Consider the following 19,725-nt stretch of genomic DNA (forward strand, 5'->3'; position numbering starts at 1 on the left):
AAACGCCCGGTTACATTCCGAACCCGGAAGCTAAGCCTTACAGCGCCGATGGTACTGCAGGGGGGACCCTGTGGGAGAGTAGGACGCCGCCGAACGATTATTGAGGGGGAGGCCCCGCACCACAGGTGCGGGGCCTTTCCGCATTTCCGGCCCCTATTCGTATTCCGGGGCGGGAATGGGGTGGGTGGTGGGCACCGGCCACAGCCGATAACCGCCCGACGGCTCGGCTCGGCAGCCGGCTACCGTCCGCTCCCATTCCGGTAGCACGAACTCCTACAATCGGCCGGCAGCCTTGAGGGCGAGATACGCATCTGCCAGAGCCGGGGCCAACTGCTCCGGAGTCGCGTCCACGACAGTCACTCCGGACTGCTGAAGCCGTTCTGCCGTCCGGCGACGTTGTGCCTGGCCCTGAGTGGCCGCCGCAGCTTTGTACACGGCCTCGATATCGCCTCGCGCCATGGACATCTCCCGGACGTGAGGGTCGGCGACCGAGGCCACGAGCACCGTGTGGCGCTTGGTGAGCTGAGGAAGAACAGGAAGCAGCCCCTCCTCGATCGGGGCGGTGTCCAGACCGGTGAGAAGCACGATCATCGATCGGCGCGGGGCGTTCTTCAGCACGGCGGCCCCCAGTCCCCGCGCATCGGTCTCGACCAGTTCCGGTTCCAAAGGTGCGAGAGCGTTCACCATCGCCGGCAGTAGATCGCCCGCCGAGCGGCCCTGGACCTGGGCACGGACCCGTCGGTCGTACGCCAGGAGATCCACGCGGTCGCCGGCCCGGGAGGCGAGCGCGGTGAGGAGAAGGGCCGCGTCCATGGAGGCGTCGAGCCTGGGAACGTCACCGACCCGGCCGGCCGAGGTACGGCCGGTGTCGAGTACCACAAGGATGTGGCGGTCACGCTCGGGGCGCCAGGTGCGCACGGCGACGGTCGACTGGCGGGCCGTGGCCCGCCAGTCGATGGAGCGGGTGTCGTCACCCGGTACGTAGTCGCGGAGGCTGTCGAACTCGGTGCCCTGGCCGCGGATGAGGACGCTGGTGCGGCCGTCGAGCTCCCGCAGCCGGGCCAGCCGGGACGGCAGATGCTTGCGGCTGGTGAAGGGCGGGAGGACCCGTACGGTCCAGGGGACGTCGTGGTTGCTCTGGCGGGCGACGAGGCCCAGCGGGCCGTACGAGCGGATCGTGATGCGCTCGGCCCTACGGTCGCCGCGGCGGATGGGGCGCAGGACGGTGGTGACGCGTCGGCGTTCGCCGGGAGGCACGGTCACCCGGTGCCGGGACGCGGTCTGTTCCGAACCCGGCACCCAGCTGCTGGGGGGCCAGGCGTCGCGGAGCCAAGCCCGCAGCGGCCGGTTGGAGGGGTTGGTGATGGTCAGCTGGACCTCCGCGCGCTCACCGAGTCGAACTGATGTATCACCACTTCGGGTGAATCGGAGCGATCGCACTGGCGCGGCGAGGGCGTAGTCGCACAGGATTGCTAGTGAGAGAGGCGCATTGACAGCGAGCATCCCCGTCCAGCTCGGCGCGAGTAGGCCGACGGGGACAGAGCCGAGAGCGGCCAGGAGTGCTGTTCTTCCGGTGAGGGCCATGGGGCGCGGCTTCAGCGGGGGACGGGGACGTGGCTGAGGATCGCGGTGATGACGGAGTCGGGGGTGACTCCTTCCATCTCCGCTTCCGGCCGGAGCTGGATCCGGTGACGCAGCGTGGGCAGGGCCAGTGCTTTCACATCGTCGGGGGTGACGTAGTCGCGTCCGGTGAGCCAGGCCCAGGCCCGTGCGGTGGAGAGGAGTGCGGTGGCGCCTCGGGGAGATACACCGAGAGTCAGTGAGGGGGAATCACGGGTGGCACGACAGATATCGACGATGTAGCCGGTGACTTCGGGAGAGACGGATGTCTTCGCGACGGCGGCCCGCGCGGCTTCCAGATCGGCCGGGCTTGCGACGGTGCGTACGCCTGCTGCTCGCAGGTCGCGCGCATCGAAACCATCTGCGTGGCGGGCCAGGACGTTGATCTCGTCCTCGCGGGAGGGCAGCGGGACCGTCAGTTTGACGAGGAAGCGGTCCAGTTGGGCCTCGGGCAGCGGATAGGTGCCTTCGTATTCCACAGGGTTCTGGGTCGCGACGACCAGAAAGGGGTCGGGGAGGGGCCGAGGAGAGCCGTCGACCGTGACCTGGCGTTCTTCCATCGCCTCCAGGAGCGAGGACTGCGTCTTGGGCGGCGTGCGGTTGATCTCGTCGGCGATCAGCAGATTGGTGAAGACCGGTCCGGGCTGGAAGGAGAATTCCGCGGTGCGGGCGTCGTAGACAAGAGACCCGGTGACATCGCTGGGCATCAGATCGGGGGTGAACTGCACGCGCTTGGTGCCGAGGTCGAGGGATTCCGCCAGTGCCCGGACCAGCAGCGTCTTGGCGACACCGGGTACTCCCTCAAGAAGGACATGGCCTCGGCAGAGCAGGGCCACGACGAGTCCGGTGACAGCGGGATCCTGGCCGACCACGGCTTTCGCGATCTCGGTGCGCAGCGCCTCCAGGGAAGCGCGGGCGCTGTCCGAGTTCTCAGCCGTCTCGACTGTCTCGGGTGTCGGGGCGCTCATGAAGTGCGTACCTCTCTTTCGAGGGCGTCGAGTTGGTCTGCCAGGTGGACAAGGGCGTTGTCGTCGGCCGGGGCGGGACCGAAGAGCAGTGCCATGACGTCCTGGTCGGTGGTGGGCAGGTGGGTGGTGACGGAGGGCAGCAGGACGGCCGGGGAGTGTGCGTCCGCGGGGGCCACGCCGAGAAGCGGGGCGAGGCGGATCCGGGTGGCCGCGCGAAGGGCTTCGGCCGCACGGTCGCGGGCGTTTGTCCTGTGGTAGAGGCGGGCGCGGCCCTCCGTCGATTCGGAGGCGCGGATGGCGACGGGAAGCTGTTCGGTGACGAGGGGCCCGAGCCGCCGGGCCCGCCAGATGGCGGCGAGGACGACCGCGATGAAGAGCTGGAGTGTGCCCCAGAGCCAGCCGGAAGGGATCAGTTCGGAGAAGCTCTCGCCCTCGTCCGAGGCTGCTGAGCCGTCGCTGAGTGAAGGGAGGTACCAGACCAGATGGGCGCGGGAACCGAGAAGCTGGAGGGCGAGAGAGGCGTTGCCGTTCTTGCCGAGGCGGTGGTTGTGGAGGATGTCGGCCGAGCCGATCAGGACCGTGTCTCCACCGCCGGGGGCGTCGGTCCTGACGAGAGTGGGCAGCCCGTCGCTCGGGTAGCAGCGGTCGGCCTTCGGGGCGTCGGTGATGTATCGATCGCCGCCGAGGTCGGCGTCGCCGGCTCTGCGCGCGGTCGGCAGGGAGCACCGGGGGGCGCGTGCCGAAACGGTGGCCGTGGAACCGGTACGGACGCCTGGGGCCAGGGTGCCGACGGACGCCGGGCCGGGGGAGACCAGGACGGTGCGTCCGCCGGAGGAGTCCGTCGCGGCGCGGAGAGTCCGCTGCTGGTCGTCCGTCAGCAGGTCGGGGGTGGCCACCAGGAGGGTTGTGTCGGGACCTGCCGCGCTGCCCGCTTCCGCGAGGGTGGTGACCACTCGGGTGGAGACACCGTGGTCCTTGAGGAGTTCGGCGACAGCTCGGCTGCCGAGACGGTCGGCGGAGCGCGGATCCAGGCTGCCGTGCTGGTCACCGGAGCGCAGGGCGGCCATGGTGAGTCCGGCCACGATGAGGATGACGAGCGCGAGCAGGGGGCCGCGGACGCGGGTCCACACCTGGTGGCCGGTGGGGGACATGGAGGTGGTGCTGCGGGCGACCCCGTTCATCCCACTGCTCCTCGGGCCGCGGCGGCCGATTCGGGCTTTGCGCGCAGCAGTTCGAGGTCCAGATCCCGCAGGCGTACGTATGTCTGCTCATCGGCGGTGCGGCCACCGTATGTGACATCGTCGAACTCGCCCGCGGCGGTGCGGAGTCCATCGGCGTGTCCGGGAAGGGATCGTCCTCCCTCGGCGGCGGCCTCGTCGGCGGTGCGGCCGGGGCGGGGATCGAGGAGGGCCCGTTCCTCCAGGGAGCGGACGACGGCCCGCATGCGTTCCTGGACGGCCTGGTTCCAGCGTCCGGCAGCCGCGTGGGCCTCGGCGGCGGCACGGTGTTCGGAGGCGCTGCGGGGCGCGTCGTCGAAGAGGGAGCCGGCCGATGAGACGAGGGTTCGACGGGGGGTGCCCAAACGCCACCAGAGTGCGGCGATCAGCGCTACGACGATCAGGGCGATGACGACGAGACCGACGACTCCGCCGGGAGCGGAACCGGCCGCGGCGCTCAGGAGGTCGCCGACCCACTCCCAGAACCTGTTGATGGCGCGTTGGAGAAGGTTCGGGTCGTTCTCGTGGTACATCGGCTTGGACAGTTCCCGCTCCGCCGCCTCCCGTGCGGGGTCACGGGGGATGTCCACCGGCACATCCGGCCCGACGGCTGTGTCGCCGCTCGCGTGGATCAGAGGCCATGCCGTCATCGCTTCCCCCGAGGCCGCCACCCCATCAGCTCCTGGGCGTGTCGTCGGGCTGCCCGGAGCCGTAACCGGGAACACCGGCCGCGCGGCCGAGTTCGAGGTCGAGTGCCTCACGGCGGATGCGCTGGTCGATGTAGAGGAGAACGGTCACACCCGCGGAGATCGGGTAGGTGATCGAGGAGGCGATCACTGCGCCGATGCCCGAGATGATCAGGTACGACCAGCCGAATTCGGGCTGGTCCCCGCCGAAGGCGTTGGCGAGTTCCCCGCCGTCCACGGCGAGGGCGATGAGGCTGAACGGAATCGAGACGACCATGGCCACGACGAAGGTCAGCAGTACCGTCAGCGCGAGGACGCCGAAGGTCCGCCACCATGCGCCCTGGACGAGTTTCGCGGAGCGGCGCATGGCGGCTATCACGCCCTGACGCTCCAGCATCAGCGCCGGCGAGGCGAGAGCGAAGCGCGTCATCAGCCAGATGACGACGGCGAGGGACACGATGCCCGCGAGGGCGACCAGTGCCGCTCCCCCTCCGCCGCCGAGCAGCAGTCCGGGCAGGACCGCCACGCTCACGATCCCCGCGCCGATGAGCGGCAGCAGCACCGTCAGCCCGAGGAGCTGGAGCAGCCGCGGTCGGGCCTGCTGCCATGCCTCGGACAGCGTCACCGGCTGGCCCAGCACAGAGCGGCTGATGACCATGGTGAGGAGTGCTGTGGTGAAGAGCGTGCCGACCAGGGTGATGATCATCACCGGGCCGAGCGAGAGCAGGCTGGACTGGAGAGAGTCGCCGAGTTGCCGCATGGCCTCCGCAGTGTCGGCGTCGGGGTCGATCTCCACCGGTTCCGGGAGCAGATAGCGCAAGGCCAGGATGGTGCCGATCTCGGAGATCACGGAGACGGTGATCGTGATGCCGAGGACCGTGCGCCAGTGCGCGCGCATCGTGGAGACGGCGCCGTCGAGGATCTCGCCGACGCTCAGCGGCCGGAGCGGGATGACACCCGGCTCGGCCGCCGGCGGCCGGCCCCAGCCGCCCTGCGGCTGGCCGCCGCCCCAGCCGGGCCCCGGCTGGGGCGAGGGAGCACGGTGCTGATCAGGGCCGCTCGGCGCGGACCAGTGACCGGGGGGTGGTTGGTTGCTCGACCACTTCGAGTCCGGACCGTGCTGGTCGGCGGGTTCGGCGGGCCGGGGCACCGTGGCGTCCCGGTCGTCGGGATTGGCAGATCCGGGCGAGGCCCAGCCCGGAGTGTCGTTCACGGTCGTCCACCTCGTGGATTGGTTGTGGGATCGGCCCGGCGAGCCGACATATGCCGAGGGCCCGGCCGCGTAGGGAACCGGCAGGCTGGCAGCCATCGTGCCACGCACTGCCCTGCGGCGGTGGGGCCCCTGCATCACCTTCGCACCTTCATTGTCCGAGCCGTACGGGGCAGACTGGGCAGATGGCTGATCAGTACGCGCAACGGCAGGCCGGCGGCGAGCCGCCTTCGCTTCGGGTCCTGCGCTGGGAAGAGCCGCCCGAAGGGCCCGCGCTGGTGCTCCTCGACCAGACCAGGCTCCCCGCCGAGGAGGTCGAACTGGTCTGCACCGATGTGCCCGCTCTGGTGCGGGCGATCAGGACGCTCGCCGTGCGCGGTGCGCCCCTGCTGGGCATCGCGGGCGCCTACGGCGTGGCTCTCGCCGCTGTGCGGGGCTACGACGTCGAGGAAGCCGCCGGGCTGCTGGAGCGCTCGCGGCCCACCGCGGTGAATCTGGCGTACGGCGTACGGCGAGCGGCCAAGGCATATCGGGCGGCGGCGGGCGCAGGAGCCGAGAAGGCCGCGCAGGCGGCGCTCAGGGCCGCCAGGGAGCTGCACCGGCAGGACGCCGATGCCAGCGCCCGCATGGCCGGGCACGGACTCGCTCTGCTCGATGAGCTGCTTCCCGGGGGTGGCCACCGGATCCTCACCCACTGCAATACCGGGGCCCTGGTTTCGGGCGGGGAGGGCACCGCGTTCGCCGTCGCTCTCCGTGCCCACCGGTCCGGCAGGCTGCGGCGGCTGTGGGTGGATGAGACGAGGCCGCTGCTGCAGGGGGCCCGGCTGACGGCGTACGAGGCGGCTCGCAGCGGCATGGCGTACACCCTGCTCACGGACAACGCCGCCGGCTCTCTGTTCGCGGCGGGGGAGGTGGATGCGGTACTCATAGGCGCCGACCGGATAGCGGCGGACGGCGCGGTGGCGAACAAAGTGGGGAGTTATCCGCTCGCCGTGCTGGCGAAGTACCACCATGTGCCGTTCGTCGTGGTCGCGCCCACGACCACGATCGATCTCTCCACCCCGGACGGGGCGGCGATCGAGGTGGAGCAGAGGGCCGGGCACGAGGTCACGGAGGTCACTTCTCCGCAGTCGGCGGGGGCTGCGGGGGGAGCCGGAGGAGGGCTCCCGGTTGCGCCGCTGGGAACACAGGCGTACAACCCTGCTTTCGATGTGACTCCGCCGGAACTGGTGACCGCGATCGTGACCGAGGAAGGCACGTTGTCGCCGGTCACCGGGGTCGGAGTAGCGGAGCTGTGTGTCAGGTCACGCCAGGTAACGATTAGCTAATGGGATGATGTCGATTATGAAGGGACGAGTCCTTGTCGTCGACGACGACACCGCACTGGCCGAGATGCTCGGAATTGTGCTGCGTGGAGAAGGTTTCGAGCCGTCGTTCGTAGCGGATGGCGACAAGGCCCTCGCTGCTTTCCGCGAGGCCAAGCCGGATCTTGTGCTGCTGGACCTCATGCTGCCCGGAAGGGACGGCATCGAGGTGTGCCGCCTGATCAGGGCCGAGTCCGGTGTGCCGATCGTGATGCTCACCGCGAAGAGCGACACCGTGGACGTCGTCGTCGGACTCGAGTCCGGAGCCGATGACTACATCGTCAAGCCGTTCAAACCGAAAGAGCTGGTCGCCCGCATCAGGGCGCGGCTCAGGAGATCGGAGGAGCCCGCGCCGGAGCAGTTGACCATCGGGGATCTCATCATCGATGTCGCGGGTCACTCGGTGAAGCGGGACGGCCAGTCCATCGCGCTGACCCCTCTTGAGTTCGATCTGCTGGTGGCGCTCGCACGCAAGCCGTGGCAGGTGTTCACTCGTGAGGTCCTGCTTGAGCAGGTCTGGGGGTACCGTCACGCGGCGGACACCCGGCTGGTGAACGTGCATGTTCAGCGGCTGCGTTCCAAGGTCGAGAAGGACCCGGAGCGCCCGGAGATCGTGGTGACCGTCCGTGGTGTCGGTTACAAGGCCGGACCGAGCTGAGATGCCCGGCGGCGGCGCTGCTCGGAAGCCCGGGGAGCCGGGAGTCCGTACGGGGCGGCCTGCCGGACCGTGGCATGGACCGTCGTGGCTCGGTCGTCTGCTGCAGGGCAGGCGGTCGGGCCAGGACGGTGAGCCCGGACGTCTGATGCTCAGGCTCGTCATGCGCTGGGTTCGACGCCCGCTGCTGCCTGCTGTGCGCCTATGGCGACGGAACATTCAGCTCCGGATCGTGGTGACGACGCTGTTGATGTCGGTCGGCGTGGTCGTCCTCCTCGGGTTCGTCGTCATCGGCCAGGTACGCAACGGCCTCCTGGACGCCAAGGGGCAGGCGGCGCGGAGCCAGGCGGCCGGCGGATTCGCCGTGGCACGGGAGGAAGCGAACGTTCCGGTCGGACCCGGTGGGCCGGACGGCGCTGGGGCGGACGGCCCCACGGTCACGAGTTCCTGGCGGTCCGATCTGGTGGAGCGGCTGGCCAGCGGTGGCCAGGGAGCGTTCAACGTGGTGGCGCTCAGTGCCGAATTCGAAGGCGCCGGCTCCAGCCGCGGCCCCCGTACATCGGGGAGCGTGGACCCGGCGTCGATTCCCGAGACCCTGCGCGAGGTCGTCCGCCAGGACGCGGGGACGCATGAGACGTACATCCGGATCAAGTACAACAACGGGGAGCGGGCGGCGGAGCCCGGACTCGCCGTCGGTACGCGTCTGAACGACGTCGAGGGCAGTTCCTACGAGCTGTACTACCTGTTCCCGCTGGCCCAGGAGGAGCAGTCGCTCAACCTCGTCAGAGGCACGCTCGCCACCGCGGGGCTCTTCGTGGTCGTGCTGCTGGGAGCCATCGCCTGGCTCGTGGTGCGACAGGTCGTGACACCGGTGCGGATGGCGGCGGGGATCGCCGAACGGCTCTCCGCGGGCCGGCTCCAGGAACGGATGAAGGTCACCGGGGAAGACGACATCGCCCGGCTCGGTGAAGCCTTCAACAAGATGGCGCAGAACCTGCAGCTCAAGATCCAGCAGCTGGAGGAGCTGTCGCGGATGCAGCGGCGCTTCGTCTCCGACGTCTCGCACGAGCTGCGTACGCCGCTCACGACCGTGCGTATGGCCGCCGACGTCATCCACGAGGCGCGCAGCGACTTCGATCCGGTGACGGCGCGCTCGGCCGAGCTTCTCGGCGACCAGCTGGACCGCTTCGAGTCGCTGCTCTCCGATCTGCTGGAGATCAGCCGCTTCGACGCGGGAGCCGCGGCGCTGGAGGCCGAGGCGATAGACCTGCGGGAAGTCGTACGGCGGGTGATCGGCGGTGCCGAGCCGCTGGCCGAGCGCAAGGGCAGCCGGATACGGGTGATCGGCGACGAGCAGCCGGTCGTGGCCGAGGCAGACGCCCGCAGGGTGGAACGTGTACTGCGCAACCTGGTCGTCAACGCCGTCGAGCACGGCGACGGACGGGATGTGATCGTGCGGATGGCGGTCGCCGGGGGAGCCGTCGCGGTCGCTGTGAGGGACTACGGGGTGGGGCTGAAACCCGGTGAGGCGACCCGGGTGTTCAACCGTTTCTGGCGGGCCGACCCGGCACGGGCCCGTACCACCGGCGGGACCGGCCTCGGTCTCTCCATCGCCGTCGAGGACGCCCGGCTGCACGGCGGCTGGCTGCAGGCGTGGGGCGAGCCCGGTGGGGGCTCGCAGTTCCGGCTCACCCTGCCGCGTACGGCGGACGAACCGCTGCGCGGTTCGCCGATTCCGCTGGAACCGGAGGACTCGCGGCAGAACCGGGAGCGTGCCCAGGCGCAGGCGGCGTCGTCCAGGGAGCCGGGGAACCGGCTGGCCTCCGTACCCGTTCAGTCCGCGTCGGGCGGCGCGCCGCTGCCCGTGCCGCCGCTTGTCCCGGCGGCGCCCGGCACGGCTCCGGCCGGCGTCGATCCGGCCGCGCTGCCCGGCAACGGCGCGCGGGTGGTGGCCCGTCCGGCGGGGGAGTGGCAGGACGACCCCACGGCAGAGGTTTCTTCGGACCGGGAGGACACGACTCGTGGGCGCTGACCCTCGTCGGAACGGCCGCCGGGGCGGGGTGCGCCTCGGCGCGCTCCTCGGCGGCACCGGGGTGCTGCTGGCCGGTTGCGCCTCGATGCCCGACAGCGGCGACATCCATGCCGTCAAGGCGTCCCCGCCGGCCGATTCCCAGGTACGGGTGTACGCGGTGCCGCCGAGGCAGGGGGCGACGCCCGAAGAGATCGTCGCGGGATTCCTGGAGGCGATGACCAGCGACGACGCGGACTTCGCCACCGCACGGAAGTATCTGGCGCCGGAGACATCCCAGAAGTGGCGGCCGGAGGAGAGCACGACCGTGCTCGCGGCGGCGCCCGACGCGGGCAACGGACGGCAAGGCGGCCGGGACAATCCGGGCTGGGACTTCCCGCTCTACGGCAAGCAGATAGCCACGGTGGACTCCCAGCACGCCTACCAGGCCATCCCGCCCGATGACTACCAGCGGACCATTCATCTGTCGCAGCGGAACGGTCCGGACGGCAAGGAGTGGCGCATCGACAGTCTGCCGCCGGGTCTGGTGCTCGGTGCGTCCGACTTCCAGCGGAACTACCGGCAGGTGAACAAGTACTACTTCGCCACCGGGCAGAGCAAGGTGGTCGCCGATCCGGTCTTCATCCGGCAGCGGATGGATCCGGTCACTCGGATGGATCCGGTCACCCAGTCGGTCAAGGCGCTGCTGGAGGGGCCGACGAACTGGCTGAAACCGGTGGTGGAGTCGCCGTTCCCGACGGGGACGACGCTGAAGAGGGGCGTCACATCGCTGACGTTCGACGACCGGGACGCTCTGAAGGTGCCGCTCAACGAGAAGGCGTCCAATGTGGGGCGTACGCAGTGCACCAAGATGGCCGCGCAGATCATGTTCACCCTGAAGGACGTGTCGTCCACACGGGTGGAGCAGGTGGAGCTGCAGCGCGCCGACGGCTCCCAGCTCTGTGTCCTCCCCAGTGGTCAGGAGGAGGGGTACGCGCCGGACAATGCCTCGGGCCGGCCGGTCAACCAGTACTTCGTGGACGCCCAGAACCGGCTGGCGATGCTGCCGGGCGGTGCGAAGGAGATCAGCGAGCCGGCGCAGGTGTCGGGGCCGTTCGGAGACGGGCGGGTCCCGATGAGCCAGGTAGCCGTGGCCCGTGACGAACGCATGGCGGCGGCGGTCTCCAAGGACCACAAGGAACTCCGCGTCGCGTCGATCACCATCGACGGCGATCCGGCTCCACCGGTGCTGCAGAGCAAGGGCAGGAAGCAGAACGACCGTCTCTCCGCGCCCAGCTGGGACGGGCGCGGCGATCTGTGGGTCGCCGACCGCAATCCCGAGCAGCCGGCGCTGTTCCGCCTCGCGGGCGGAAAGGGACGGCCCCAGAACGTCCGGATCATTCCGGGGCTCGACGGTGGGCGGATCGAGTCGCTGAGGGTTTCGGCGGACGGTGCGCGTATCGCGCTGCTGCTGGAGAAGGACGGGAAGACCACCCTGCAGATCGGGCGGGTGGAGCGCCAGGGCTCTCCGGACGACCCGGTGGTGGCCGTCACCGAGCTACGGCAGGCGGCACCCCAGATGGAGACGGTGACGGCCGTGTCCTGGGCGGGTCCCAGCCGCCTCGTGGTGGTCGGCAGGGAGGCCGGCGGGGTTCCGCAGGTGCGCTACATGGGGACGGACGGTTCCACGTCGGCGGCGGATCTCCTGCCGGGGCTCAACCGGGTGAGGTCGGTGGCCGCGTCGGGTGACGAGAGCCGTCCACTGGTGGCGTACTCGGAGGACGACGGCATCGTGCGGCTGCCGTCCGGCGCCAACTGGCAGACGATGGTCAAGGAAGGCTCGGCTCCCGTCTATCCCGGCTGAGCACCACAGAGCGGTCACAGTGCCGCAGTCAGGACGAGGATTCCTTCCGCTTGAGCCCCCTGAGCGGGCGGGGAACCTCTTCGGCCTCCTCCGCGGTGCGGCCGCATCGGGCCCCGGCCCGTGGGCAGGATGATCTTCACCGGGTTGGCCCAGCCGACGGAAGCCCAGGTCAGAGGGCAGTTCCCGAGAGTTATCCACAGGGGTGGCGGGGCTCCCGGAGCCTTGGCACAGTTGTGGTCATGCGGAGGTGGTGGCAGGAGATCTGCGGCCTGGTGCTGCCGGCCGCATGCGGTGGCTGCGGTGATCCCCGCACGCCGCTGTGCGAGAGGTGCGCGCATGAGCTGTACGGCTCCGCTGCGCGCCGGACGAGGCCGGTGCCCGAGCCCGCGGGCCTGCCGGCCGTGCATGCGGCCGCCCCGTATGCCGACGCCGTACGGGCGGTGCTGCTCGCGCACAAGGAGCGGGGCGCTCTGGGGCTCGCCCGGCCCCTCGGCGTCGCGCTCGCCGGTGCCGTGCGGGCCGCGGTGCCCCCGGTCGGCCGGGCGGCGGGGCCGCTGCTGCTCGTGCCGGTGCCGTCCGCGCGGCGCGTGGTGCGGGCGAGGGGGCACGACGCGGCGCGGCGGATCGCCCTGGCCGCGGCCGGAGAGCTGCGGCGCACGGGGACGGAGGCGAGGGCGCTGCCCGTGTTGCGGCAGTGGCGTGAAGTGGTCGACCAATCGGGCCTCACGGCTCGGGAGAGGACGGAGAATCTGGCGGGTGCCCTGAGGGCCGTGGCCGGCGCCGGCAGGCTCCTGGAGAGCGGCCGGGTGGTGCTGGTGGACGACCTGATGACGACCGGCGCCTCGCTCGCGGAGGCGGCGCGGGCCGTCCGCGAGGCGGGGCCGTGGACAAGGGCCGCGAGACCGACCGGGCCCGCCGCATCGGAGGCGCGATCGCCCCGTCGCGCAGAGTTGTACGCGGCCGTGGTCGCCGCGCCGCCGATCTCTTTCGAGTAAATCCGGAACTGATCGATTACCTGCGACGTTGCAGGTAATGAGGGAAGAAAGACCTTGGAACGGAGGTACGCGCTGGTAGCGGGTGCCGACACCCTACCGATCGAGCTATGTTCGGTTGTGAGGATGTGCGGAACGAGGTCCCGTACTTCACCGAATGCACTGCCGTGCTGTCGGCCAGGGAATCGAGGCAACGGAAAACCTCGAAAGTTGGTGGGGTGGGGATCTTGTCGACTGGGGAGGAGGAGGTGAAAGTCGCCTAGTCCGAGGCTCCGGCGAATCACCGGGGTCTGGTGCAAGAGGGAGAGGCTCCGCAGCCGCTGAGTGAGCGGAGCGATCCGGGAACGGAGTTCTGCGTGGACATCGTCGTCAAGGGCCGCAAGACCGAGGTGCCTGAGCGGTTCCGTAAGCACGTGGCCGAGAAGCTGAAGCTGGACAAGATCCAGAAGCTCGACGCCAAGGTGATCAGCCTGGACGTCGAGGTGTCCAAGGAGCACAACCCGCGGCAGGCCGACCGTTCGGACCGTGTGGAGATCACACTTCACTCCCGCGGCCCGGTGATCCGGGCGGAGGCGTCGGCCGGCGACCCGTACGCAGCGCTCGACCTCGCCACGGGCAAACTGGAAGCACGGCTGCGCAAGCAGCACGACAAGCGCCACACCCGCCGCGGCAACGGCCGTCTGTCGGCCGCCGAAGTGGCCGATGTCGTTCCCGGCGTCGCCGAGTTGAACGCCAATGGCCACATCCCCGCCGAAGAAGTGCTGGATTCCATTCCCACCACCAGGATCGGCTCGCTCGAAGTCCAGGGCGAAGGCCCGCTGGTGGTCCGCGAGAAGATCCACACCGCGGCGCCCATGACACTCGACCAGGCGCTCTACGAGATGGAGCTGGTCGGGCACGACTTCTACCTCTTCGTCGACTCGGAGACGAAGCAGCCCAGTGTCGTCTACCGGCGGCACGCCTATGACTACGGCGTCATTCATCTGGAGACCGACCCGCTGGCCGGATCGGACGCGCGCGGCGCCGGAGGAGCGCTCGGCGGCTGACCAGACCGTCACGCGACATGCGTGGTGACGGTGGTGTCCCCGAGCGCCCGGTGCGCCCTCGGGGACACCACCGCGCGGCCACAGGACCACCGCTCTGACGTCCGGGCATGAAAGCATGGCGTCGTAGGACCAACCGGTGCTCTGTGCACAGGCGTTGGCGGACCAGACATGACCTTCAGGCCCTGGCCTTCAGGGGGAGGAACGATGGCGGACAGCTTCGGACCGGTTCAACAGGACACGGCCGGCGCCCGGGACACGGTCGTCGAGGCCGCCACGGGCGGCTCCCGCGCCGAGCCGATCCGGGTACTCGTGGTGGACGACCATGCCCTCTTCCGGCGAGGGCTGGAGATCGTCCTCGCCCAGGAAGAGGACATCCAGGTCGTCGGCGAGGCGGGAGACGGCGCGGAAGCGGTCGACAAGGCCGCCGACCTGCTGCCGGACATCGTCCTGATGGATGTGCGCATGCCGCGGCGGGGCGGCATCGAGGCATGCACCTCGATCAAGGAGGTAGCCCCCAGCGCCAAGATCATCATGCTGACGATAAGCGACGAGGAGGCCGACCTCTACGACGCCATCAAGGCAGGCGCCACCGGCTATCTCCTCAAGGAGATCTCCACCGACGAGGTCGCCACCGCGATCCGCGCGGTCGCCGACGGGCAGTCGCAGATCAGCCCGTCCATGGCGTCCAAGCTGCTCACCGAGTTCAAGTCGATGATCCAGCGCACCGACGAGCGCAGGCTCGTGCCCGCGCCCCGGCTCACCCACCGGGAGGTCGAGGTACTCAAACTGGTCGCCACGGGCATGAACAACCGGGACATCGCCAAGGAACTGTTCATCTCCGAGAACACCGTCAAGAACCACGTGCGCAACATCCTGGAGAAGCTGCAACTGCACTCCAGGATGGAGGCCGTGGTCTACGCGATGCGGGAGAAGATCCTGGAGATCCGCTAGCCGACGGGTCCGGTCAGGCCGGGCACGCCGGGGCGGTAGGACCGGGGAGTGTTCAGGTGAGGGCGGAGATCAGGGGGGCGGCCAGTTCGGGGCGGTCGACGCGTTCGACCCGTACCGCGTCGCAGCCCACCCACTCCGCCGCCTCCAGCAGCGCCTGCGCCATGGGCCGGACGGCCTTCGGGGTGTCCAGCGACACCTGCTTGGCCACGAGCGTCGTGCCCTCGCGCGCCGGGTCGACCCGCCCGAGGAGCCTGCCGCCTGACAGCAGTGGCATCGCGAAGTAGCCGTACACCCGCTTCGGCTTGGGGACGTACGCCTCCAGCCGGTGGGTGAAGCCGAAGATCCGTTCCGTGCGGGCACGCTCCCAGACGAGGGAGTCGAAGGGCGAGAGCAGCGTCGTGCGATGACGGCCGCGTGGCACGGTCGCCAGTGCCTCGGGATCGGCCCAGGCCGGTTTGGACCAGCCCTCGACCGTGACCGGCACCAGACCGGAGTCCGCCACCACCCTGTCGAACTGGTCGCCCTTGAGCCGGTGGTAGTCCGCGATGTCCGCCCGCGTCCCCACACCCAGCGACTGCCCCGCCAGCCGTACGAGCCGCCGCAGACACTCCGCGTCGTCCAGCTCCGTCTCCAGCAGAGCCGCGGGGATCGCCCGCTCCGCCAGGTCGTACACCCGCTTCCAGCCACGCCGCTCGGTGCACACCACCTCGCCGTACATCAGCGCACGCTCGACCGAGACCTTGGAGGCGGACCAGTCCCACCACTCCCCGCCGTTCTTCGCACCGCCCAGCTCCGTCGCCGTCAGGGGGCCCTCGGCGCGCAGCTGCTTGATCACCGTGTCATAGGAGCCGTCGGGAAGGTCGTGGTACCACTGCGGCCGCGCCCGGTAGGCGCGCCGGCGGAAGCCGAAGTGCGGCCATTCCTCGACGGGCAGTATGCATGCCGCGTGGGACCAGTACTCAAAGCTGTGGCCCTCGGTCCAGTACGCGTCCTCGACGGTTCTGCGGCCGACCGCGCCGAGCCTGGCGTAGGGAATCAGTTCGTGCGAACGCGCCAGCACCGAGATCGTGTCCAGCTGCACCGCTCCCAGATGCCGCAGCACGCCCCGTACACCGGCGCGCCGGTCCGGCGCGCCGAGGAATCCCTGGGCGCGCAGGGCTATGCGGCGGGCCTCGTCGGCGGAGAGTTCGGCGGCGGGAGGAGGCAGCGTCGTCATGGTCCGCACGATAGACGCAGCCACTGACATCCGGCCGGGGCGCGGTCGGAGCGGTCGGCGTGGCCGGCGTGGTCGGGGGAGTCCGTCACTGCCGTGCCGCGGACGCCGGGAGGTACGCGTGCCGGCTCGGCAGGCCGATGTCCGACGGGAGCAGGGAGCCGATCCAGGTGTCCCGCAGCGTGTCCTTGTTCAGCAGCGCGGCCCGGAGCTCGCCCTCCACCGTGAAGCCCGCCTTCTCGGCCGCCGCCCGTGAGGCCGCGTTGCCGACCTCGGCCCGCCACTCCAGCCGTGTCCCGCCCAGTCCGGTGAAGGTCCAGTGCGCCACCGCGCCCACGGCCTCCGTCATGATCCCGCGCCCCCGGAACTCCCTGGCCGTCCAGAAACCGATCTCCCACACGCCCGAGAGGCTACGCAGAGTGACCGCCACCGACGCCATCAGCGGGCCGCCCTCGTGCGGGAGCACCGCGAACGTGAACATCGTCCCCGTGTGCCAGCCCTCCGGCACCGTCTGCCCGGTGAAATCGACCGCGTGCCGCCGCTCGTACGGGGAAGGAACCGTCGTCCAGCGCTGGATGTCGGGGTCCTGGCAGATCCGGTAGACGTCTTCCGTGTCGTCGTCCGTGAACGTGCGCAGCAACAGCCGCTCGGTGGTGAGAGTGATGGGCTCCATGTCCTGGATTCTGATCAACCCCGGAGCCGGAAGCGAGCACTTTTCGTACCTCACCGGCACCTTCCGCGCGTCCCGCGCGTTCTCATGTCGGGCAACTAGCGGCCTGGCTGGCTGCGGACCTCCCGACGTGGTGGGGTCCTCGCTTACGATGGCCGTTGCGGTAGGGCCCGCCTGCCGTGCCCGTGCCAGTGTCCACCACGACCCAGCCGGGCCCGATCGGCAAGGAGACCAGCCTCAGTGTCCGTCTTCAACAAGCTCATGCGTGCAGGCGAAGGCAAGATCCTGCGCAAACTGCACCGCATCGCGGACCAGGTCAACTCCATCGAAGAGGACTTCGTCAACCTCTCCGACGCCGAGTTGCGGGCCCTCACGGAAGAGTACAAGGAGCGCTTCGCCAGCGGCGAGGACAGCCTTGACGATCTTCTTCCCGAGGCGTTCGCCACCGTCCGCGAGGCCGCCAAGCGCGTTCTCGGCCAGCGCCACTACGACGTACAGATGATGGGCGGCGCCGCGCTGCACCTCGGCTATGTCGCCGAGATGAAGACCGGCGAGGGCAAGACCCTCGTGGGTACGCTCCCCACGTATCTCAACGCGCTCTCCGGCAAGGGCGTCCATCTGATCACGGTCAATGACTACCTGGCCGAGCGCGACTCCGAGATGATGGGCCGCGTCCACAAGTTCCTGGGCCTGTCCGTCGGCTGCATCCTCGCGAACATGACGCCCGCGCAGCGCCGCGAGCAGTACGCCTGCGACATCACCTACGGCACGAACAACGAATTCGGCTTCGACTACCTCCGCGACAACATGGCGTGGTCCAAGGACGAGCTCGTCCAGCGCGGCCACAACTTCGCCGTCGTCGACGAGGTCGACTCGATCCTCGTCGACGAGGCCCGTACGCCGCTGATCATCTCCGGCCCCGCCGACCAGGCCACCAAGTGGTACGGAGACTTCGCCAAGCTGGTCATCCGGCTGACGAAGGGCGAGCCGGGCAACCAGCTCAAGGGCATCGAGGAGACCGGCGACTACGAGGTCGACGAGAAGAAGCGGACCGTGGCCATCCATGAGTCCGGTGTCGCCAAGGTCGAGGACTGGCTGGGCATCGACAACCTGTACGAGTCGGTGAACACCCCCCTGGTCGGCTATCTGAACAACGCCATCAAGGCCAAGGAACTCTTCAAGAAGGACAAGGACTACGTCGTCATCGACGGCGAAGTCATGATCGTCGACGAGCACACCGGCCGTATCCTCGCCGGCCGCCGCTACAACGAGGGCATGCACCAGGCGATCGAGGCGAAGGAAGGGGTGGACATCAAGGACGAGAACCAGACCCTCGCCACCATCACCCTCCAGAACTTCTTCCGCCTCTACGACAAGCTCGCCGGCATGACCGGTACGGCGATGACCGAGGCCGCCGAGTTCCACCAGATCTACAAGCTCGGCGTCGTGCCGATCCCGACCAACAAGCCGATGATCCGTATGGACCAGTCCGACCTGATCTACCGCACCGAGGTCGCGAAGTTCTCCGCGGTCGTCGACGACATCGCGGAGAAGCACGACAAGGGCCAGCCGATCCTCGTCGGCACCACGTCGGTCGAGAAGTCCGAGTACCTCTCGCAGCAGCTCAACAAGCGCGGCATCCAGCACGAGGTGCTCAACGCCAAGCAGCACGACCGTGAGGCGATCATCGTCGCCCAGGCGGGCCGCAAGGGCGCCGTCACCGTCGCCACGAACATGGCCGGCCGTGGTACGGACATCAAGCTCGGCGGGAACCCCGACGACCTCGCCGAGGCGGAGCTGCGCCAGCGGGGCCTCGACCCCGTCGAGCACGTCGAGGAGTGGGCCGCCGCGCTGCCCGCCGCGCTGGAGAAGGCCGAGCAGGCCGTCCGCGCGGAGTTCGAGGAGGTCACGGACCTCGGCGGGCTGTATGTGCTGGGCACCGAACGCCATGAGTCGCGCCGTATCGACAACCAGCTGCGCGGTCGTTCCGGCCGTCAGGGCGACCCCGGCGAGTCCCGCTTCTATCTCTCCCTCGGCGACGATCTGATGCGGCTGTTCAAGGCGCAGATGGTCGAGCGCGTCATGTCGATGGCGAACGTCCCCGACGACGTCCCGATCGAGAACAAGATGGTGACGCGCGCGATCGCGTCCGCCCAGTCCCAGGTCGAGCAGCAGAACTTCGAGACGCGGAAGAACGTCCTGAAGTACGACGAGGTGCTCAACCGCCAGCGCGAGGTCATCTACGGAGAGCGCCGTCGCGTGCTGGAGGGCGAGGACCTGCATGAGCAGGTGCGCCACTTCATGGACGACACCATCGACGCCTACATCCAGGCGGAGACCATCGAGGGATTCGCCGAGGAGTGGGATCTCGACCGCCTGTGGAACGCGTTCAAGCAGCTCTACCCGGTGAAGGCGAGTATCGAGGAGCTGGAGGAGGCGGCCGGGGACCGGGCGGGGATCACCGCCGAGTTCATCGCCGAGTCCATCAAGGACGACATCCACGAGCAGTACGACGAGCGCGAGAAGCAGCTCGGCTCGGAGATCATGCGCGAGCTGGAGCGGCGCGTGGTCCTCTCGGTACTCGACCGCAAGTGGCGCGAGCACCTCTACGAGATGGACTACCTCCAGGAGGGCATCGGCCTGCGCGCGATGGCGCAGAAGGACCCCCTGGTCGAGTACCAGCGCGAGGGCTTCGACATGTTCACCGCCATGATGGACGGCATCAAGGAGGAGTCCGTCGGCTATCTGTTCAACCTGGAGGTCCAGGTCGAGCAGCAGGTCGAGGAGGTCCCGGTGCAGGACGCGGCGGAGCGCCCCTCGCTCGACAAGAAGGACAAGGTGCCCGCCGCGCGCCCCGAGATCCGCGCCAAGGGGCTCGACGCCCCGCAGCGCCCGGATCGGCTGCACTTCTCCGCTCCCACGGTGGACGGTGAGGGCGGCGTCGTCGAGGGCGACTTCGACAACGGGGGGGAGCAGCCCGCTCGTTCGGGAGCGGACGGGATGACCCGGGCCGAGCGGCGCAAGGCGCAGAGGAGCTCGGGGCGCCGCCGTAAGAAGTAGGTCTTTCCGGGCGGAGCGCGGCTGTCCTCTCGGGCGGAGTACGTGGGCCGCGAGGTCTGCGGGTTCCGTGAGGTTCGCGTGATCCGCCGCGTACGGACGGCCGGGCCGGACACCGATCGGTGTCCGGCCCGCACCAAGGAAGAGATGCTCGTATTCGCTCTCGGGCACATCAGCGAGCGGATCAGCGAGCGCGTACAGGCC

At 69.5% G+C, this 19,725-nt stretch carries 15 protein-coding genes and 1 rRNA gene; 9 read left to right on the plus strand and 7 right to left on the minus strand.

From position 1 onward, the window contains the following. Window positions 1–95: ribosomal RNA gene (gene rrf, locus ACWEFL_RS35065) — 5S ribosomal RNA — on the plus strand; the annotation flags it as partial. A gap of 178 nt (window positions 96–273) precedes the next feature. Here the strand turns inward: rrf and ACWEFL_RS35070 are convergent. Genes ACWEFL_RS35070 through ACWEFL_RS35090 form a run of 5 tightly spaced genes read right to left on the minus strand, consistent with a single transcriptional unit; the run spans window position 274 to window position 5,704 of the window. Then, complete coding sequence (locus ACWEFL_RS35070) at window positions 274–1,584, minus strand: DUF58 domain-containing protein (protein WP_451720960.1); 1,311 nt, start codon at window positions 1,582–1,584, stop codon at window positions 274–276. 11 nt (window positions 1,585–1,595) lie between these two features. Further along, window positions 1,596–2,588: an AAA family ATPase gene (locus ACWEFL_RS35075; RefSeq protein WP_451720962.1), complete on the minus strand. Its 993-nt coding sequence runs from the start codon at window positions 2,586–2,588 to the stop codon at window positions 1,596–1,598. Continuing rightward, entirely contained in the window at window positions 2,585–3,769 is a 1,185-nt protein-coding gene (locus ACWEFL_RS35080; RefSeq protein ID WP_451720964.1) for a DUF4350 domain-containing protein, read from the minus strand. The genes ACWEFL_RS35075 and ACWEFL_RS35080 overlap by 4 nt, the downstream gene beginning before the upstream one ends. After that, window positions 3,766–4,455: a DUF4129 domain-containing protein gene (locus tag ACWEFL_RS35085; RefSeq protein ID WP_451720966.1), complete on the minus strand. Its 690-nt coding sequence runs from the start codon at window positions 4,453–4,455 to the stop codon at window positions 3,766–3,768. The genes ACWEFL_RS35080 and ACWEFL_RS35085 overlap by 4 nt, the downstream gene beginning before the upstream one ends. A 25-nt stretch (window positions 4,456–4,480) precedes the next feature. Further along, window positions 4,481–5,704, minus strand: coding sequence for a DUF7544 domain-containing protein (locus ACWEFL_RS35090; RefSeq protein WP_451720968.1), 1,224 nt, complete (start codon window positions 5,702–5,704; stop codon window positions 4,481–4,483). A gap of 182 nt (window positions 5,705–5,886) precedes the next feature. On the opposite strand from ACWEFL_RS35090, the gene mtnA reads away from it, so the two are divergent. The 7 genes from mtnA to ACWEFL_RS35125 all read left to right on the plus strand — a co-directional run bounded on the left by mtnA (window position 5,887) and on the right by ACWEFL_RS35125 (window position 14,581). Beyond that, window positions 5,887–7,029, plus strand: a complete 1,143-nt coding sequence (gene mtnA / locus ACWEFL_RS35095) for an S-methyl-5-thioribose-1-phosphate isomerase (RefSeq protein ID WP_451720970.1) — start codon at window positions 5,887–5,889, stop codon at window positions 7,027–7,029. Window positions 7,030–7,033: 4 nt separating this feature from the next. Then, window positions 7,034–7,723, plus strand: coding sequence for a two-component system response regulator MtrA (gene mtrA / locus ACWEFL_RS35100; RefSeq protein ID WP_359107466.1), 690 nt, complete (start codon window positions 7,034–7,036; stop codon window positions 7,721–7,723). 1 nt (window position 7,724) lies between these two features. After that, a complete protein-coding gene (gene mtrB, locus ACWEFL_RS35105) occupies window positions 7,725–9,752 on the plus strand; it encodes an MtrAB system histidine kinase MtrB (protein ID WP_451720972.1) in 2,028 nt (675 codons plus the stop codon). Next, window positions 9,742–11,592 (plus strand): LpqB family beta-propeller domain-containing protein, encoded by a 1,851-nt coding sequence (locus ACWEFL_RS35110; RefSeq protein WP_451720974.1) that lies wholly within the window; start codon window positions 9,742–9,744, stop codon window positions 11,590–11,592. Before mtrB ends, ACWEFL_RS35110 begins: the two co-directional genes overlap by 11 nt. A 239-nt stretch (window positions 11,593–11,831) precedes the next feature. Continuing rightward, window positions 11,832–12,587 (plus strand): ComF family protein, encoded by a 756-nt coding sequence (locus ACWEFL_RS35115; RefSeq protein WP_451720976.1) that lies wholly within the window; start codon window positions 11,832–11,834, stop codon window positions 12,585–12,587. A 353-nt stretch (window positions 12,588–12,940) separates the two neighbouring features. After that, the gene (gene hpf / locus ACWEFL_RS35120) at window positions 12,941–13,630 is read left to right on the plus strand and encodes a ribosome hibernation-promoting factor, HPF/YfiA family (protein ID WP_451720978.1); all 690 of its coding nucleotides are present in this window, start codon (window positions 12,941–12,943) and stop codon (window positions 13,628–13,630) included. Between the two features lie 204 nt (window positions 13,631–13,834). Then, on the plus strand, window positions 13,835–14,581 hold the full coding sequence (locus tag ACWEFL_RS35125; protein WP_451720980.1) for a response regulator: 747 nt from the start codon (window positions 13,835–13,837) through the stop codon (window positions 14,579–14,581). Window positions 14,582–14,633: 52 nt separating this feature from the next. Here ACWEFL_RS35125 and ACWEFL_RS35130 read toward each other — a convergent pair whose 3' ends face one another. Both ACWEFL_RS35130 and ACWEFL_RS35135 read right to left on the minus strand, forming a co-directional pair. Continuing rightward, complete coding sequence (locus ACWEFL_RS35130; RefSeq protein ID WP_451720982.1) at window positions 14,634–15,797, minus strand: winged helix-turn-helix domain-containing protein; 1,164 nt, start codon at window positions 15,795–15,797, stop codon at window positions 14,634–14,636. 85 nt (window positions 15,798–15,882) lie between these two features. Next, window positions 15,883–16,467: a GNAT family N-acetyltransferase gene (locus ACWEFL_RS35135; protein WP_451720984.1), complete on the minus strand. Its 585-nt coding sequence runs from the start codon at window positions 16,465–16,467 to the stop codon at window positions 15,883–15,885. A 237-nt stretch (window positions 16,468–16,704) separates the two neighbouring features. Here ACWEFL_RS35135 and secA point away from each other — a divergent pair, with 237 nt between their 5' ends. After that, the gene (secA, locus tag ACWEFL_RS35140) at window positions 16,705–19,524 is read left to right on the plus strand and encodes a preprotein translocase subunit SecA (RefSeq protein WP_451720986.1); all 2,820 of its coding nucleotides are present in this window, start codon (window positions 16,705–16,707) and stop codon (window positions 19,522–19,524) included. The last annotated feature ends 201 nt before the right edge of the window (window positions 19,525–19,725 follow it).

Source organism: Streptomyces sp. NPDC004838, from assembly GCF_053600955.1.

Coding starts and splice junctions, on each gene's coding strand:
- ACWEFL_RS35070 (WP_451720960.1), bottom strand. CDS start 1,584: ATGGCCCTCACCGGAAGAACAGCACTCCTGGCCGCTCTCGGCTCTGTC.
- ACWEFL_RS35075 (WP_451720962.1), bottom strand. CDS start 2,588: ATGAGCGCCCCGACACCCGAGACAGTCGAGACGGCTGAGAACTCGGAC.
- ACWEFL_RS35080 (WP_451720964.1), bottom strand. CDS start 3,769: ATGAACGGGGTCGCCCGCAGCACCACCTCCATGTCCCCCACCGGCCAC.
- ACWEFL_RS35085 (WP_451720966.1), bottom strand. CDS start 4,455: ATGACGGCATGGCCTCTGATCCACGCGAGCGGCGACACAGCCGTCGGG.
- mtnA (WP_451720970.1), top strand. CDS start 5,887: ATGGCTGATCAGTACGCGCAACGGCAGGCCGGCGGCGAGCCGCCTTCG.
- mtrA (WP_359107466.1), top strand. CDS start 7,034: ATGATGTCGATTATGAAGGGACGAGTCCTTGTCGTCGACGACGACACC.
- mtrB (WP_451720972.1), top strand. CDS start 7,725: ATGCCCGGCGGCGGCGCTGCTCGGAAGCCCGGGGAGCCGGGAGTCCGT.
- ACWEFL_RS35115 (WP_451720976.1), top strand. CDS start 11,832: ATGCGGAGGTGGTGGCAGGAGATCTGCGGCCTGGTGCTGCCGGCCGCA.
- ACWEFL_RS35125 (WP_451720980.1), top strand. CDS start 13,835: ATGGCGGACAGCTTCGGACCGGTTCAACAGGACACGGCCGGCGCCCGG.
- ACWEFL_RS35130 (WP_451720982.1), bottom strand. CDS start 15,797: ATGACGACGCTGCCTCCTCCCGCCGCCGAACTCTCCGCCGACGAGGCC.
- ACWEFL_RS35135 (WP_451720984.1), bottom strand. CDS start 16,467: ATGGAGCCCATCACTCTCACCACCGAGCGGCTGTTGCTGCGCACGTTC.